The 15,244-nt window shown below is 65.2% G+C and carries 14 protein-coding genes and 1 pseudogene; 10 read left to right on the top strand and 5 right to left on the bottom strand.

What is annotated here, in order from left to right; all coding sequences use genetic code 11:
- Positions 1–74: 74 nt before the first annotated feature.
- From HV681_RS11675 to HV681_RS11650, 6 genes are all read left to right on the top strand, one after another.
- Positions 75–572: a MarR family winged helix-turn-helix transcriptional regulator gene (locus HV681_RS11675; RefSeq protein WP_056569521.1), complete on the top strand. Its 498-nt coding sequence runs from the start codon at positions 75–77 to the stop codon at positions 570–572.
- A 187-nt stretch (positions 573–759) separates the two neighbouring features.
- Positions 760–2,331: an ABC transporter substrate-binding protein gene (locus HV681_RS11670; protein WP_175123214.1), complete on the top strand. Its 1,572-nt coding sequence runs from the start codon at positions 760–762 to the stop codon at positions 2,329–2,331.
- A 58-nt stretch (positions 2,332–2,389) separates the two neighbouring features.
- Entirely contained in the window at positions 2,390–3,376 is a 987-nt protein-coding gene (locus HV681_RS11665) for an ABC transporter permease (RefSeq protein WP_105237526.1), read from the top strand.
- Positions 3,376–4,290 (top strand): ABC transporter permease, encoded by a 915-nt coding sequence (locus tag HV681_RS11660; protein ID WP_175123213.1) that lies wholly within the window; start codon positions 3,376–3,378, stop codon positions 4,288–4,290. The genes HV681_RS11665 and HV681_RS11660 overlap by 1 nt, the downstream gene beginning before the upstream one ends.
- Positions 4,291–4,298: 8 nt before the next feature.
- Positions 4,299–5,285, top strand: coding sequence for an ABC transporter ATP-binding protein (locus HV681_RS11655; RefSeq protein WP_175123212.1), 987 nt, complete (start codon positions 4,299–4,301; stop codon positions 5,283–5,285).
- The gene (locus tag HV681_RS11650) at positions 5,282–6,277 is read left to right on the top strand and encodes an ABC transporter ATP-binding protein (RefSeq protein ID WP_175123211.1); all 996 of its coding nucleotides are present in this window, start codon (positions 5,282–5,284) and stop codon (positions 6,275–6,277) included. The genes HV681_RS11655 and HV681_RS11650 overlap by 4 nt, the downstream gene beginning before the upstream one ends.
- Positions 6,278–6,326: 49 nt before the next feature.
- On the opposite strand, the gene HV681_RS11645 is transcribed toward HV681_RS11650, so the two are convergent.
- Positions 6,327–6,848: a hypothetical protein gene (locus HV681_RS11645; protein WP_175123210.1), complete on the bottom strand. Its 522-nt coding sequence runs from the start codon at positions 6,846–6,848 to the stop codon at positions 6,327–6,329.
- A gap of 221 nt (positions 6,849–7,069) precedes the next feature.
- Here HV681_RS11645 and HV681_RS11640 point away from each other — a divergent pair, with 221 nt between their 5' ends.
- The 4 genes and pseudogenes from HV681_RS11640 (at position 7,070) to HV681_RS11625 (ending at position 11,001) form a co-directional block, all read left to right on the top strand.
- On the top strand, positions 7,070–7,990 hold the full coding sequence (locus HV681_RS11640) for a DMT family transporter (protein ID WP_175123209.1): 921 nt from the start codon (positions 7,070–7,072) through the stop codon (positions 7,988–7,990).
- A gap of 115 nt (positions 7,991–8,105) precedes the next feature.
- Entirely contained in the window at positions 8,106–9,779 is a 1,674-nt protein-coding gene (gene ettA, locus HV681_RS11635; RefSeq protein ID WP_175123208.1) for an energy-dependent translational throttle protein EttA, read from the top strand.
- Positions 9,780–10,046: 267 nt separating this feature from the next.
- Positions 10,047–10,585 (top strand): annotated as a pseudogene (locus HV681_RS11630) (isochorismatase family protein).
- A gap of 191 nt (positions 10,586–10,776) precedes the next feature.
- Positions 10,777–11,001 carry a YMGG-like glycine zipper-containing protein gene (locus tag HV681_RS11625; protein ID WP_056321146.1) on the top strand — a complete coding sequence of 75 codons (225 nt, stop codon included), beginning with the start codon at positions 10,777–10,779 and terminating at the stop codon, positions 10,999–11,001.
- 90 nt (positions 11,002–11,091) lie between these two features.
- On the opposite strand, the gene minE is transcribed toward HV681_RS11625, so the two are convergent.
- The 4 genes from minE to HV681_RS11605 form a co-directional block, all read right to left on the bottom strand.
- Positions 11,092–11,349 carry a cell division topological specificity factor MinE gene (gene minE / locus HV681_RS11620; protein ID WP_006217654.1) on the bottom strand — a complete coding sequence of 86 codons (258 nt, stop codon included), beginning with the start codon at positions 11,347–11,349 and terminating at the stop codon, positions 11,092–11,094.
- A gap of 3 nt (positions 11,350–11,352) precedes the next feature.
- A complete protein-coding gene (minD, locus tag HV681_RS11615; RefSeq protein ID WP_008158705.1) occupies positions 11,353–12,168 on the bottom strand; it encodes a septum site-determining protein MinD in 816 nt (271 codons plus the stop codon).
- A 142-nt stretch (positions 12,169–12,310) separates the two neighbouring features.
- Positions 12,311–13,255: a septum site-determining protein MinC gene (gene minC, locus HV681_RS11610; RefSeq protein ID WP_175123207.1), complete on the bottom strand. Its 945-nt coding sequence runs from the start codon at positions 13,253–13,255 to the stop codon at positions 12,311–12,313.
- A gap of 160 nt (positions 13,256–13,415) precedes the next feature.
- Entirely contained in the window at positions 13,416–15,182 is a 1,767-nt protein-coding gene (locus HV681_RS11605; protein ID WP_175123206.1) for a glutamine--tRNA ligase/YqeY domain fusion protein, read from the bottom strand.
- Positions 15,183–15,244 lie beyond the last annotated feature (62 nt).

Here is a 15,244-nt window from a genome sequence, read left to right as displayed (position 1 = left end):
TGCGCCGTCGTGGTGCAATGCGCTTTTCGGCAACGGGGCAGGCCTTCGAAATGGGTGCGTGGGAGCAAACCAACATGCAGGCAGATAAGCCACGCGGCACGCGCGCCGCCGCAACGGGCCCGCGGTTCGTCGACGGCTACCTGGCCTATCTGCTTGCGCAGGCCAGTCAGCGCATCTCGGCGGAGTTCCATCAACAGGTCAAAGCCGCCGGCCTGTCCGTGACCGAATGGCGCGTGCTCGCCAGCTTGCAAGGCAGCGCCGGCGAAACCATCGGCAGCCTGGCCGTGCTGGCCATCACCAAGCAGCCCACGCTCAGCAAGGTCGTGCAGCGCATGGAGGCCGACGGTCTGGTGGCCCGCACGGGCGTGCGAGCCGACCGCCGCCAGACGCGGGTTTGCATCACGGCCAAGGGCTCCAACCTCATCGGCGGCCTGTGCGATCAGGCTTTGCAGCACCAGAAGGCGGTGCTGGCGCCCTTCGGCGAAGAAAAGGCCGCGCTGCTGATCGACATGCTGGACGTGCTGATGACCGAACACGTTCCCCTGGAACTGCCCATCGACCCGGACGAATAGATCCGTCCGTTGCAAGCGCGCACTCGAACGTTGTTTGGTCCGATTTTTTTGTTACATGCTTATGCGTCCCCGGTTGTCGTTCCCCAGTGAAAACAACCGCCGGTACGCGCAAACCCTGAATTGACGCGGGTCTCGTGGGTAGGCACACTCGCGCCGGTATTCAGACTACTGTCAGGAGTTGACACTTATGCGCCGCACTTTGATTGCTATCGCGATCGCCGCCGCCGTGGCAGTGCCCTCGATCGGGCAAGCCAAGACCTTCCGCTGGGCCGCCCAGGGCGACATCCTCACGTTCGATCCGCACTCGCAGAACGAAGGCATGACGATCGCCGCCAACAGCTACATCTACGAGCCGCTGGTCGACTACGACAAGTCCTTCAAGGTGTCGCCGCGCCTGGCCACCGAATGGGAGGAGGTGTCGCCCACCCTGTATCGCTTCAAGCTGCGCCCCAACGTCAAGTTCCATGACGGCGCCGCGTTCACGGCGGACGACGTGGTGTTCTCGATTCACCGCGCGATGGCGCCCACGTCGAACTACAAGGCCTACACCACCGGCATCAAGGAAGCGCGCAAGATCGACGACCTGACCGTCGAGATCGAAACTTCGGCGCCGAACCCCGTGCTGCTGCGCCAGCTGACCAACGTGTTCATCATGAACAAGGCCTGGTCCGAAAAGAACAACATCGCCAAGCCGCAGGACTTCGTCAACAAGGAAGAAACCTACGGCGCGCGCAACACCAACGGCACCGGTCCCTACAAGCTCAAGAGCCGCGAAGTCGACGTGCGCACGGTCTTCGAGGAAAACAAGGACTGGTGGAACAAGGCCGGCAAGGTCGGCAACGTGACCGAAGTCGTCTTCACGCCGATCAAGCAGAACGCCACGCGCACCGCCGCGCTGTTGTCCGGCGAGATCGACTTCGTGCTGGATCCGGCCGCGCAAGACCTGGACCGCCTGCGCCAGTCGCAGAAGGTCGTCGAGGGCAACGAATACCGCACCATCTACCTGGGCCTGGACCAGAAGCGTCCGGAGCTGCAGTACTCCAACATCAAGGGCAAGAACCCCTTCCAGGACGTGCGCGTGCGCGAAGCGCTGTACCGCGCCATCGACGTGGACGCCATCAAGCGCGCCGTGATGCGCGGCCTGTCGGCGCCCACCGGCACGATGATCGCGCCGCAGGTCCATGGCTGGGCCGAGTCCGTGCACAAGCGCGTGCCCTACGACCCCGAAAAGGCCCGCGCCCTGCTCAAGGAAGCCGGCTACGACGGCACGCTGAACTTCACGCTGGACTGCCCGAACAACCGCTACATCAACGACGAAGCCATCTGTCAGGCCGTCGTGGGCATGTGGGCCAAGGTCGGCGTCAAGGCCACCATGAACGCCATGCCGCGCTCCACGTACTTCCCGAAGGTGCAGTCGTTCGACACCAGCGCCTATCTGTTCGGCTGGGGCGTGCCCACGTTCGACGCCATGTACACGCTGCAGAACCTGATCCGCACCAAGGGTGAGGGCGCCGACGGCATGTACAACCTGGGCAACTACAGCAACAAGGAACTCGACGTCATCATCGATCGGATCAAGACCGAGACCGATGAGAAGAAGCGCGACGCCGACATCATCACCGTGCTGGAAGGGCACGCCAAGGACTTCGGGCATATCCCGCTGCACGACCAGGTCATCCCCTGGGCCATGCGCAAGAACGTCACGGTCATCCACCGTGCCGACAACCGCCTCGTTGCCGATTGGGTCAAGGTTGACTGATCCAGGCTAACCAGACGGCGGGACCTACCCGGTTCCGCCGTCTTGCTTTTTTCCGCCTATGTTCGCTTTCATACTGCGTCGCCTGTTGCAGGCCGTAGCGGTGATGCTCACCGTCGCGCTACTGGCCTTTGTGCTTTTCCAATACGTCGGCGACCCCGTCACCATCATGCTGGGGCAGGACGCCACCGATGCCGAGCGCATCGAATTGCGTGAACGCCTGGGCCTGAACGAGCCCGCCATCGTTCAATTCGGCCATTTCGTGGCCAACGCCGTGCAGGGCAATTTCGGCATCTCCCTGCGCCAGAGCGAACCCGTTTCCACCCTGCTGAAGTCCCGTTTGCCCGCCACCCTTGAGCTGTCCATGGTGGCCGCGTTGCTGGCGCTCGTCGTGGGCGTGCCGCTGGGCGTGTACACGGCGCTCAAGCGCAACAGCCTGGTTTCCCAGATGCTGCTGGCCGGCTCGCTGCTGGGCGTGTCGCTGCCAACCTTCCTGATCGGCATCCTGCTGATCCTGGTGTTCTCGGTGCAACTGGGCTGGCTGCCCAGCTACGGGCGCGGCGATACCGTCAGCCTGGGCTGGTGGACGTCGGGCCTGTTCACCGCCACGGGCTGGAAGCACCTCATCCTGCCGTCCATCACGCTGTCGCTCTTCCAGATGACGCTGGTGCTGCGGCTGGTGCGCTCCGAAATGCTGGAGGTCCTGCGCTCGGACTACATCAAGTTCGCGCGCGCCCGGGGTCTGAAGCGCCGCGCCATCCATTTTGGCCACGCGCTCAAGAACACGATGGTGCCCGTCATCACCATCACCGGCCTGCAGCTGGGCGGCATCATCGCCTTTGCCATCGTGACCGAGACCGTGTTCCAGTGGCCGGGCATGGGCCTGCTCTTCATCCAGGCGGTCCAATTCGCCGACGTGCCGGTGATGGCCGCGTACCTGTGCCTGATCGCGCTGGTGTTCGTGGTCATCAACCTGATCGTCGATCTTCTGTATTTCGTCGTGGACCCGCGGCTGCGTTCCGGGCTGACTCGCGGGGGGGCTCACTGATGCGCGCCGTACTTAAACGCTGGTGGGACAGCGACATTGCCTGGGCCTGGCGCCGGGCGCCCGTGGCCATCGTCGCCACGCTGCTGCTTGCAGCCCTGTTGATCGGTTCCTTCGGAGCCGGCTGGGTCGCGCCGCACAACCCGTTCGACCTGACCAAGGTCGAACTGCTGGACGCGCTGCTGCCGCCGGCCTGGGAACCCAACGGGCAGGCCACGTACCTGCTGGGCACCGACAGTCAGGGCCGCGATCTGTATTCGGCCATCCTGTACGGCACGCGCGTGTCGCTGCTGATCGGCCTGGCCTCGGTGCTGCTGTCGATGGTGATCGGCATCGTGCTGGGCTTGATCTCCGGTTATGCCGGCGGCCGCATCGACGCGTTCATCATGCGCGTCGCCGACGTGCAGCTCTCGTTCCCCGCCATCCTGATCGCGCTCCTGATCGACGGCGTGGCCCGAGCGGCGGTGCCGCGCGAGCTGCACGAGATCATCGCCTTTCCGGTGCTGATCGGCGCTATCGCGCTGGCCGGCTGGCCGCAGTACGCGCGCACGGTGCGCGGCTCGACGCTGGTGGAAAAGAACCGTGAATACGTGCAGGCCGCCCGCGTGATCGGCGTGGCCTCGCCCGTCATCATGTTCCGCCACGTGCTGCCCAACGTGCTGGGTCCGGTGCTGGTGCTGGCCACGGTTCATCTGGCCACCGCCATCATCACCGAGGCGACGCTGTCGTTCCTGGGGGTGGGCGTGCCGCCGACCGCGCCGTCGCTGGGCACGCTGATCCGGATCGGCAACGATTTCCTGTTTTCCGGAGAGTGGTGGATCACCATTTTCCCGGGCGCGGCGCTGGTGCTGCTTGTGCTGTCGGTCAACCTGCTGGGTGACTGGCTGCGCGACGCACTGAACCCGCGGCTGAACTGAGGTAAACCATGAGCGCATTACTTGAAGTCCGCAACCTGCGCGTGGAGTTTCCCACGCGCCGCGGCACGCTACGCGCCCTGGACGACGTGTCCTTTTCCATCCAGGCTGGCGAAGTCCTGGGCGTGGTGGGCGAATCCGGCGCCGGCAAGTCGCTGACCGGCGCCTCCATCATCGGCCTGCTCGAACCCCCGGGCCGCATCGCGGCCGGCGAGATCCTGCTGGCCGGCCGTCGCATCGACAACCTGCCCGACGAACAGATGCGCCGCGTGCGCGGCCGCGAGATCGGCGCGGTGTTCCAGGACCCGCTGACGTCGCTGAATCCGCTGTACACGGTGGGCCGGCAACTGGCTGAAACCATCGTCACCCACCTGGACATGACCTGGTCGCAGGCGCGCAACCGCGCGGTGGAGCTGCTGGCGTCCACCGGCATTCCCGCCGCGCGCGAGCGCATCGACCACTACCCGCACCAGTTCTCCGGCGGCATGCGCCAGCGCGTCGTGATTGCGCTGGCCCTGGCCGCCGAGCCGAAACTGGTGGTGGCCGACGAACCCACCACCGCGCTGGACGTGTCGATCCAGGCGCAGATCATCGAACTGCTCAAACGCCTGTGCCGCGAAAACGGCACGGCGGTCATGTTGATCACGCACGACATGGGCGTCATCGCCGAGACCGCCGACCGCGTGGCGGTGATGTACGCCGGCCGCGTGGCCGAGATCGGGCCGGTGGCCGACGTGATCCACAAACCGCGCCATCCCTATACGTCGGGACTGATGGGGTCCATTCCCACGCTGGAAGGCCACACCGAGCGGCTGGTGCAGATCGACGGCAGCATGCCGCGCCTGAACGCCATTCCGCCGGGCTGTGCGTTCAATCCCCGCTGCGGCCAGCGCCTGCCGCGCTGCGCGCACGACCGCCCGGAGCTGATGTCCGCGGGCACGTCGCGCGCGGCCTGTTGGCTGCATGACAAAGGCAATACGTTGGAGGTGGCCGCATGACCACGCCCTTGGTTCAAGTAAAGGACGCTGCGCGCTGGTTCGACGTATCGCCGCCCTGGCTGGAGCGCACGCTGGCGCGCAAGCCCAAAGTGATGCTGCGTGCGGTGGACGGCGTGTCGTTCGACATCGCCCGCGGCGAAACGCTGGCACTGGTGGGTGAATCCGGCTGTGGAAAATCCACGGTCGCGCGCATGCTGGTCGGGCTGTATGGCCTGACGCGCGGCGACATCCACTTCGACGGCCAGCCGCTGTCGCGCATGTCCGAGCCCGGCGGGCGCGCCTTGCGCAAACGCCTGCAGATGATCTTCCAGGATCCCTATGCCAGCCTGAATCCGCGCTGGCGCGTGGGCCGCATCATCGCCGAGCCGATGCTGACGCACACGCAGATGTCGCCCGCGGACCGCGTGGCGCGCGTGGGCGAACTCCTGCGGCAAGTGGGCCTGGATCCCGCGGACCAGAGCCGCTATCCGCACCAGTTCTCGGGCGGGCAGCGTCAGCGCATCTCGATCGCCCGCGCGCTGGCGGTCAATCCGGAATTCCTGGTGTGCGACGAGCCCACCTCGGCGCTGGATGTGTCCGTGCAGGCGCAGGTGCTGAACCTGATGAAAGACCTGCAGCGCAAGCTGGGGCTGACGTACCTGTTCATCTCGCACAACCTGGCCGTCGTGCACCATGTGGCGGATCGCGTGGGCGTGATGTATCTGGGCCGCATGGTGGAAGTGGCGCCGCGCGACGAACTCTTCGCGCGGCCGCGGCATCCTTACACGCGGATGCTGCTCGAGGCGATTCCGGACATCAACGGCGCGGGCAAGCCGCGCACGGCGGTGGCGGGCGAGGTGCCCAATCCCCTGAATCCCCCGTCCGGCTGCACCTTCCATCCGCGCTGCCCGCACGCCAACGACCGTTGCAAGGCCGAAGCGCCGGTCGCGAAGCTGGCGGGGGTGTCGATCGTGGCCTGCCACGCGGTCGAGGAAGGCCGGATCACCGTGTGATTCTGTAAACGCCGTGGACCGGGCGCCTGCCCGGGCCGCGGCGCGCCGCTCAATGGCGGTGGTTGTGGTTGTGGACGTCGTCGTACGGCGTGTCGTCGTCTTCGTCGTCCGCGCCGTCGTCTTCTTCGTCTTCCTCGTCGGGATCCGGTTGCGGTTCCTCGGTCAGGGCAAAGGGCAGCACGTCTTCCAGGTTGTCGGACCAGGCGGATTCTTCACCGTCGTGGTCCAGCTTGATGAATCGCTCGCCGTCGTTCAGCGAGATCTGGATCGCCCAAAGGTACAGACAGTCGTAGGTGTCGTCATCGGACTGCGGCAAGCCGCCTCGGTTGCCGAGCAGGCGCGCGCCCGGCCCGCCCATCTGCACGTGGGTCTGTTCCTCGTCCGTCTCGGCCTTCTCGTCCATTGGGACGCCGTAGGTCACCCATTCGGTGCCTTCATCGCCCAGCACCACTTCCGCCAGCACGGGTTTGCCCAGATAGGCGCTGAGTGCATCCGCGGTCTTGGTCAGCATGTCCAGTTCGGGTGCGCTGAAATGGGTCAAGGAAGCGGGAGGAGTGGCAGAGGCGGACATGAAGGTTCCTGGGCGCGATGAAGCCGCGACGGCACGGCAGATACGTCAGGCGCTATTGTCGCGCGAACCGCGCTGCGGTGCATCGGGCGCTTGGATTACGAAGAAACGCGGGCGGTGTTCAGATGGCGTGCCGGGGCGCCAACATATCAGTGACGTATACAGCGGGTCGGACGGCGCCTACACTGGCCTGCTTTTCGTCTTTCTGCCTTCCCGTTTCATCCATGCGCTCCGACGCCCCGCAGCTCCCTCTCCGATTTTTCCTGTTTCCGCTTCTGGCCGCCCTGATCTGGTCGATCAACATGATCGTCACCAAGATGGCCGCAGGCGTCATCGCGCCGGCGGCCATCGGCTTTTATCGCTGGGCGCTGGCGGGCATCGTCCTGACCCCGTTTGCGCTGCCGGGTGTCTGGGCGCAACGCCGCCAGGTGCTGGCGCACCTGCCGAAATTCGCCGTGCTGGGCGGACTGGGCATGGCGCTGTACCAAGGCCTGGCGTATGTGGCGGCCGCGTCCACCACGGCCACCAACATGGGCTTCATCACCGCGATGATCCCGCTCATGACCATCGCCGTCATGGCGGTCATCATGCGCGAGCGCCCCACGGCCATGGCGGTGCTGGGCAGCCTGGTGTCGCTGGCCGGGCTGGCGCTGCTGATCGGCGAGGGCGACCCGGCCCGGCTGCTGTCCGTGGGCGCCAACCACGGCGACGTGCTGATGGGGCTGGGCGCGCTGGCCTATGCGCTCTATGGCGTGCTGCTGCGCCGGTGGGCGCTGCCCGTGGGGCCGTGGCAGTCGCTGTACGTGCAGGTCGCGTTCGGCATTCTGTTCCAGCTTCCCGCCTTTCTGATGGCGGCGCCGTCGCCGCTCAATGCCGCCAACGTGCCGCTGGTGCTGTATGCGGCGGTGTTTCCGTCGCTGTTTGCGCCGTATCTGTGGATGCAGGGCGTGCGCCACCTGGGCCCCAACCGCGCCAGCATCTTCCTGAACGTCATGCCGGTGTTCACCGTGGCCATCGCGGCGCTGTTCCTCGATGAAAAGCCGCATCTGTTTCATATCGCGGGCGGTGCGCTGGCGCTGGCCGGCGTGATGCTGGCGCAGATGCGTACGCCGGGTCTGCCGGGCCGGGCCGAGAAGGCCAACTGAAGGCGGGCAAAGGCCCGGATCAACGCGAGATGGGGCCGGATCACTGCTGCCGCACGCCGGTCAGGGATCCGGCCTACAATCAACGGTTTCTCAGCTATATCTCACCTACGAGCCCATGGCCCAATACGTCTACACCATGAACCGCGTCGGCAAGATCGTGCCGCCCAAGCGGCAGATCCTGCGCGATATCTCCCTTTCGTTTTTTCCTGGCGCCAAGATCGGCGTGCTGGGCCTGAACGGCTCGGGCAAGTCGACGCTGCTGAAGATCATGGCGGGCGTCGACCGCGAGATCGAAGGCGAAGCCGTGCCCATGCCGGGCCTGAACATCGGCTACCTGCCGCAGGAACCGCAGCTCAACCCCGAGCACACGGTCCGCCAGGCGGTTGAAGAAGGCCTGGGCGCCGTCGTCACCGCCAAGAAGCGCCTGGACGAGGTCTACGCCGCGTACGCCGAACCCGACGCCGACTTCGACGCGCTGGCCGCTGAACAGGCCGAACTCGAAGCCATCATCGCCGCCGCCGCCTCCAGCGGCGCGGACGACATCGAACACCAGATGGAAATCGCCGCCGACGCGCTGCGCCTGCCGCCCTGGGATGCCACCGTCGGCAACCTGTCCGGTGGTGAAAAGCGCCGCGTGGCCCTGTGCCGCCTGCTGCTGTCCAAGCCCGACATGCTGCTGCTCGACGAACCCACCAACCACTTGGACGCCGAAAGCGTGGAGTGGCTGGAGCAGTTCCTGCACAAGTTCCCCGGCACCGTCGTCGGCGTGACCCACGATCGCTACTTCCTGGACAACGCGGCCGAATGGATCCTGGAACTGGACCGCGGCTACGGCATTCCCTGGAAGGGCAACTACAGCTCGTGGCTGGAACAGAAGGAAGACCGCCTCAAGCAGGAAGAGTCCTCCGAATCGGCGCGCCAGAAGACCATCAAGAAGGAACTGGAGTGGGTGCGCCAGAACCCGAAGGGCCGCCAAGCCAAGGCCAAGGCGCGTCTGGCCCGTTTCGAGGAACTGTCCTCGTACGAATACCAGAAGCGCAACGAAACCCAGGAAATCTTCATTCCGGTGGGCGAGCGCCTGGGCAACGAGGTCATCGAATTCAACAACGTCAGCAAGGCCTACGGCGATCGTCTGCTGATCGACAACCTCAGCTTCAAGGTGCCGCCGGGCGCCATCGTCGGCATCATCGGCGCGAACGGCGCCGGTAAGTCCACGCTGTTCCGCATGATCGCCGGCCGCGAGCAGCCGGATTCGGGCGAAGTCAAGATCGGCCAGACCGTGAAGCTCGCCTTCGTCGACCAGTCGCGCGACGCGCTGGAAGACAAGAAGACGGTGTTCGACGCCGTGTCCGATGGCGCCGACATCCTGACCGTCGGCAAGTTCGAGATGTCATCGCGTGCCTACCTGGGCCGCTTCAACTTCAAGGGCGGCGACCAGAACAAGGTCGTGGGCCAGCTCTCGGGCGGCGAACGCGGCCGCCTGCACATGGCCAAGACGCTGATCGCCGGCGGCAACGTCCTGCTGCTTGACGAACCGTCCAACGACCTCGACGTCGAAACGCTCCGTGCGCTTGAAGATGCGCTGCTCGAGTTCCCCGGCAGCGTCATGGTCATCAGCCACGATCGCTGGTTCCTTGACCGTATCGCCACGCACATCATGGCCTTCGAAGGCGATTCGCAGGTCGTGTTCTTCGACGGCAACTATCAGGAATACGAAGCCGACAAGAAGCGCCGCCTGGGCGAAGAGGGCGCCAAGCCCAAGCGCCTGCGGTACAAGGCATTGAAGTAAACAACCGATTCCTCTGGTGTCCGACACCAGCCGAATGCCAAGAATCCCGGCCCAGGTGCCGGGATTTTTTTTTGGTGTCAGACACCCGATTCAGTCCTACATTCTGCGGGGGTGTCAGACACCCGAATCAGTCCTACATTTTGCAGTGGTGTCAGACACCAGAATCAGTCCTACGTTTGGATCCTCTGAGATGTCAGACATCGGCCCGCGCGACATCACCGCCCCACAGCGTTATGCTGACCCCTTGCCCCCAAGGAGTCCCCCACCATGCTGCTGTCCGCCTCCGATTCCACCCTGTTGATTGTCGACATGCAGGGCCGCCTGATGCCTGTCATCCACGAAGGCGACGCCGTGCTGAACGCCGCGCACAAGCTGGCGCAGGCGGCGCGGTTGCTCGATGTACCGGTCGTGGCCACCGAGCACCACAGCAAGATGCTGGGCGTCACCGTGGACCCGTTGCGCGAGCTGGTGCAGGCCACGTTCCAGAAGATGCACTTTTCGTCAGCGCGCGAACCGGGTTTCGACGGCTGGCTGCCCGCCTCGCGCAAGACGGTGCTGGTGGCCGGCTGCGAGGCGCATATCTGCGTGCTGCAAACCGTGATCGGTCTGGTGCACCTTGGCTACAAGACGGTGCTTGTCGCGGATGCGGCGGGATCGCGCAAGCCGTCGGACCATCATGCCGCGCTGCGCTGCGCCGCGCGCGCGCGCATGGCGCGGAGATCGTCACGACAGAGATGGCGATTTTCGAGTGGATGGAGACGTGCGAGCACCCGCGCTTCCGCGACGTGTTACGTCTGGTCAAATAGCCGCCGGCCCTTGCAACATCGTTCCCAGGGGAGTGCAAAAGTTCGCTCTCCCTTTGACACAATTCCTGGGTAAACCTAACACCGTGTCCCCGGATAATTTGCGATCCTGAAAGCTCTAAACCCCTAAAGGTCCGCTCGCTCGCATTTTGATTCTCCGGTGCGGCCCCGGGTAAAAGAATAGGAGCTACATCATGAAAATCGCATCGCTTTCCAAGATCTGTGCCGCTGTGGCGCTGGCTGCCACCATGGCGGGTTGTTCATCGTGGGATGGCATGAGCCATCGCCAGAAGAGCACCGTGGGGGGCGCCGCACTCGGCGGCGTCGCGGGTGCGGTGATCACTAACGGCGGCGTGCTCGGCACGGTCGGCGGCGCGGCGATCGGCGGTGTGATCGGCGACCAGGTCGGCAAGCGTTAAGCCTTCCTCGTCCCAAAAAGCAACGCCCGGCAATGCCGGGCGTTTTTTATGCGCAACGCGCGCCGGCAAGGCCGGCGCACAGCAGAGACGTCACGTCTCGTTTTGCGGCATTTCGATCTTCACTTCCAACACTTCCAGCGTGTCCTGGCGTTCCAGGTGCACCTTGATGTCTTCAGGATTGATCTTCACGTACTTGGAGATGACCGCGATCAGTTCCTGCTGAAGCTGCGGCAGGTAATCGGGCGAATCCCCGCGGCCACGCTCGTGGGCAAGGATGATCTGCAACCGTTCTTTGGCGACGGACGCGGAGGTCTTCTTTTGACCGAGCAGAAACGACAGGAAGGACATCGCTTACTTGCCTCCGAACAGGCGTTTCAGGAAACCCGGCTTTTCGTAGTCGGTAAAGCGCAGGGCCTTGTCTTCGCCAAGGTAACGGCTGACGACGTCCTTGTAGGCTTCCGAGACGTCGGTGTCTTTCAGGTGAATGGCCGGCAGGCCCTGGTTCGACGCCTGCAGCACGGCTTCCGATTCGGGAATCACGCCGATGAGCTTGATGCGCAGGATGTCCTCGATGTCGGTCAGCGACAGCATCTCGCCGTCGGACACGCGCTTGGGGTTGTAGCGGGTCAGCAGCAGGTATTCCTTGACCGGCTCGTCGCCCTCGACCGCGCGCTTGGACTTGGCGGCCAGGATGCCCAGGATGCGGTCCGAGTCACGCACCGACGAGACTTCCGGGTTGGTCACCACCAGCGCGTCATCCGCAAAATACGCGGCCATCAGCGCGCCGGTTTCGATGCCGGCGGGCGAATCGCAGACGATGTAGTCGAAACCCATTTCCTTCAGGTCATTGATGACCTTTTCCACGCCTTCCTGCGTCAGCGCATCCTTGTCGCGCGTTTGCGAGGCGGGCAGGATGAAAAGGTTTTCAAGCTGCTTGTCCTTGATGAGCGCTTGCTTGAGGGTCGCTTCGCCCTGGATCACATTGACGAAGTCATACACCACGCGACGCTCGCAACCCATGATGAGGTCGAGGTTGCGCAGGCCGACGTCGAAGTCGATGACAGCGGTCTTGTGGCCCCGCATCGCGAGGCCCGCGGAAAAACTGGCGCTCGTCGTGGTTTTGCCCACGCCGCCTTTGCCGGAAGTCACCACAACAATGCGTGTCATGACGATCAAACCCTTATGTTCGAATAAATCGCGTTATCGTAAAGCAAAAAGCCCGTGTAAGGCTTCTTACAGGATGTGTTGAGATTTGAGCGGGCCGCGGCCGCGCCGCCGTCTCGCAGGATGCCGCGCCCCGGGCGCGGCATCAGGCCTTCAGCGCTTCGATGCGCAGCGTGTCGCCATCCAGGCGGACCAGCGCAGGCTGGTTCTGCAGCGTGCCATCGAGCTTGTCTTCGACCACGCGGTAGACGCCCGCGACGGCCAGCAATTCCGCATCCAGGTGCGTCGTGAAGATGCGCGCCGACGTGTCGCCGCGCGCGCCGGCCATGGCCTTGCCGCGCAGCGGACCGTAAACGTGCACGTTGCCGTCGGCGATGACTTCGGCGCCCTGGCTGACCATGCCGATCACCACCAGATCCGTATGCCGCGCGTAAACGCGCTGGCCCGAGCGCAGCGGCCGCGTGATCACCAGCGCCGACGACGAGTGCGGGGCGGCGGCCGTCGGGCTGGGCGCGGACGTGGTGCTGCTGGCCGCGCGGGCGGGCAGGGGATCGGCGTCGGCTGCGGGCTTTTCGGCCTGCGTATCGGCCTTTGCATCGGCAACGTCAGCGGCGCCCGTCTTGTCCTGCGCCGCGGTATCGGCGGCAGACGTCTGCGCGGCAAGCGCCGACGTGTCGGTGGGTGCGGGCGCGATCTCGACGGCGGCGGCCGGCACGGACGGCACGGGCGTCGCGACATCGTTCGGGGGCGCGGTGTCCACCACGGGGGCGGGGCGCGCGGCAGGCGTGGACAGTTCGACCGGGGTCAGGCCGGCATCGCGCGCGGCTTGCAGATTGGCGCCTTCGGCCACCACGCCGATCGGAGGCAGGTTGTGGCCGCGCAGCGACGCGACCAGCGCCGGCCAGTCGATCGTTTCCTCGACCCGGCTGGCGTCGATGACGACGGGTTCGTTTTCAAAGAAGCTGCCGGCATCCGCCATGCGCTTGGCCAGCGCTGCGTTCAGGCGTTCGGGATCGGCGCTATGCAAAACCACCCGGATGGCATACAGGGTGGCGCTCTTGAAGTCCAGGGCTAGGGATTCAGTGTTCATCTTGATTGTGGCTGGCGGTCCGGGCGGCGGAAAACAGCGCGCGCAACCGGCTGCGGGATGTCGGGGATGATAACCCGCCGGGGGCGGCCTGCGCCGGGCGCAGGGCGAAAGAAAAAGGCGCCACAAGGCGCCTTTTCCCGGTATTGCGCACGCGGGCGCGTCAGCCTTGCACCCACGAATCGCGCAGGGTCACGATGCGGTTCAGCACCGGCGCGTCGGGCGTCGAGTCCTTCAGGTCAGCCGTGAAGTAGCCCAGGCGCTCGAACTGCCAGGTCGCGCCCGGCGTGGCCACCGTGCCCGGTTCCAGCCAGGCCGTGACGGTCTGCTTGGAGTTGGGGTTCAGGCAGGCCAGGAAGTCCTTGTCGCCGCCGTCCGGACGCGGATCCGCGAACAGGCGGTCGTACAGGTGAATCTGCGCGGGCACCGCGTGCGCCGCGCTGACCCAGGTGATGTTGCCTTTGACCTTGACGCTGTCAGCGCCCGGGGTGCCGCTCTTGGTGTCCGGCAGGTATTCGGCCTGCACTTCGACGACCTCGCCGGCCTCGTTCTTGGTGAAGCCGGTGCAGCGCACGACATAGCCGTACTTCAGACGCACCGTGTTGCCCGGGAACAGGCGGAAATACTTCTTGGGCGCTTCCTCGCGGAAGTCGTCGCGCTCGATCCACAACTCGCGCGACAGCGGGAACTCGCGCACCCCGGCTTCGGGGTCGTGCGGATTGCGCGGCGCGGTGCAGGTCTCGGTCTGGCCTTCCGGGTAGTTGGTGATGACCAGCTTGATCGGGTCCAGCACGGCCACCGAACGGGCGGCGATGGGATCCAAGTCGTCGCGCACGGCCTGCTCGAGCAGGCTGTAGTCGATGCGCGAATCGGACTTGGAGACGGCGGTGCGGTCGCAGAACAGGCGGATCGACGCGGGCGTGTAGCCGCGGCGGCGCAGGCCGAAAATGGTGGGCATGCGCGGGTCGTCCCAGCCGTCCACATGGCCTTCCTTCACCAACTGCAGCAGCTTGCGCTTGCTGGTGACGACGTAGCTCAGGTTCAGGCGGGCAAATTCGTACTGGTGCGGCAGCGGCTGGGCCAGCTTGCCCAGTTCGGCCAGGCGCGTCAGGATCCAGTCGTAGAACGGGCGCTGGTCTTCAAATTCAAGCGTGCAGACGCTGTGCGTGATGCCTTCCAGCGCGTCTTCCACCGGGTGCGCCCAGCTGTACATCGGGTAGATGCACCACTGGTCGCCGGTGCGATGGTGCGTGGCGTGGCGGACGCGATACATGACCGGGTCGCGCAGGTTGATGTTGGGCGACGCCATGTTGATCTTGGCGCGCAGCACCAGGCTGCCGTCCGGATGCTTGCCGTCGCGCATTTCGCGCAGCAGCGCGATGGACTCGGCGGCCGGGCGGTTGCGCCAGGGCGAATCCGTGCCGGGTTCGGTCAGCGTGCCGCGGTTGGCGCGGATTTCTTCTGCGCTCTGTTCGTCGACGTAGGCGTGGCCGGCTTCGACGAGGGCTTCGGCAAACTCATACATATAGCCGAAGTAGTCGCTGGCGAAGTACAGGTTCTCGCGGCCGTCGGCCTTCCAGTCAAAGCCCAGCCAGTGGACGGCCTCGATGATGGCGTCGACGTATTCCTGGTCTTCTTTCTCGGGGTTGGTGTCGTCGAAACGCAGGTGACAGACGCCGCCGAAGTCGCGCGCCAGGCCGAAGTTCACGCAGATGCTCTTGGCGTGGCCGATGTGCAGGTAGCCGTTGGGCTCCGGCGGAAAACGCGTGCGGATGCGCGCCGGGTCCGCGTCTCCCTGCTGCTGCATGGCCGCCGGGCCAGGCTTGCCCGCCCAGCGCTTGCCCTGGAAGCGGTTGGCTTCGAGGTCGTCTTGGACGATGTTGAGCAGGAAGTTTGATGCGGCGGGGGTCGGCGTCGGGGCGGTGGTCATTCTTGAAAGAATAGGAAAAAGCAGCGACAAAGCGTCAATTTTGCCACGTTCCGCAGCGCGGC

It is taken from the genome of Achromobacter animicus, assembly GCF_902859585.1.
Taxonomy (GTDB): domain Bacteria; phylum Pseudomonadota; class Gammaproteobacteria; order Burkholderiales; family Burkholderiaceae_B; genus Achromobacter; species Achromobacter animicus.
This window is presented reverse-complemented; position numbering and strand designations above follow the sequence as displayed.

Excerpts from the sequence above, each read along its gene's own strand:
- HV681_RS11675 (WP_056569521.1), top strand. The coding sequence starts at position 75 with ATGCAGGCAGATAAGCCACGCGGCACGCGCGCCGCCGCAACGGGCCCG.
- HV681_RS11670 (WP_175123214.1), top strand. The coding sequence starts at position 760 with ATGCGCCGCACTTTGATTGCTATCGCGATCGCCGCCGCCGTGGCAGTG.
- HV681_RS11665 (WP_105237526.1), top strand. The coding sequence starts at position 2,390 with ATGTTCGCTTTCATACTGCGTCGCCTGTTGCAGGCCGTAGCGGTGATG.
- HV681_RS11660 (WP_175123213.1), top strand. The coding sequence starts at position 3,376 with ATGCGCGCCGTACTTAAACGCTGGTGGGACAGCGACATTGCCTGGGCC.
- HV681_RS11655 (WP_175123212.1), top strand. The coding sequence starts at position 4,299 with ATGAGCGCATTACTTGAAGTCCGCAACCTGCGCGTGGAGTTTCCCACG.
- HV681_RS11650 (WP_175123211.1), top strand. The coding sequence starts at position 5,282 with ATGACCACGCCCTTGGTTCAAGTAAAGGACGCTGCGCGCTGGTTCGAC.
- HV681_RS11645 (WP_175123210.1), bottom strand. The coding sequence starts at position 6,848 with ATGTCCGCCTCTGCCACTCCTCCCGCTTCCTTGACCCATTTCAGCGCA.
- HV681_RS11640 (WP_175123209.1), top strand. The coding sequence starts at position 7,070 with ATGCGCTCCGACGCCCCGCAGCTCCCTCTCCGATTTTTCCTGTTTCCG.
- ettA (WP_175123208.1), top strand. The coding sequence starts at position 8,106 with ATGGCCCAATACGTCTACACCATGAACCGCGTCGGCAAGATCGTGCCG.
- HV681_RS11625 (WP_056321146.1), top strand. The coding sequence starts at position 10,777 with ATGAAAATCGCATCGCTTTCCAAGATCTGTGCCGCTGTGGCGCTGGCT.
- minE (WP_006217654.1), bottom strand. The coding sequence starts at position 11,349 with ATGTCCTTCCTGTCGTTTCTGCTCGGTCAAAAGAAGACCTCCGCGTCC.
- minD (WP_008158705.1), bottom strand. The coding sequence starts at position 12,168 with ATGACACGCATTGTTGTGGTGACTTCCGGCAAAGGCGGCGTGGGCAAA.
- minC (WP_175123207.1), bottom strand. The coding sequence starts at position 13,255 with ATGAACACTGAATCCCTAGCCCTGGACTTCAAGAGCGCCACCCTGTAT.
- HV681_RS11605 (WP_175123206.1), bottom strand. The coding sequence starts at position 15,182 with ATGACCACCGCCCCGACGCCGACCCCCGCCGCATCAAACTTCCTGCTC.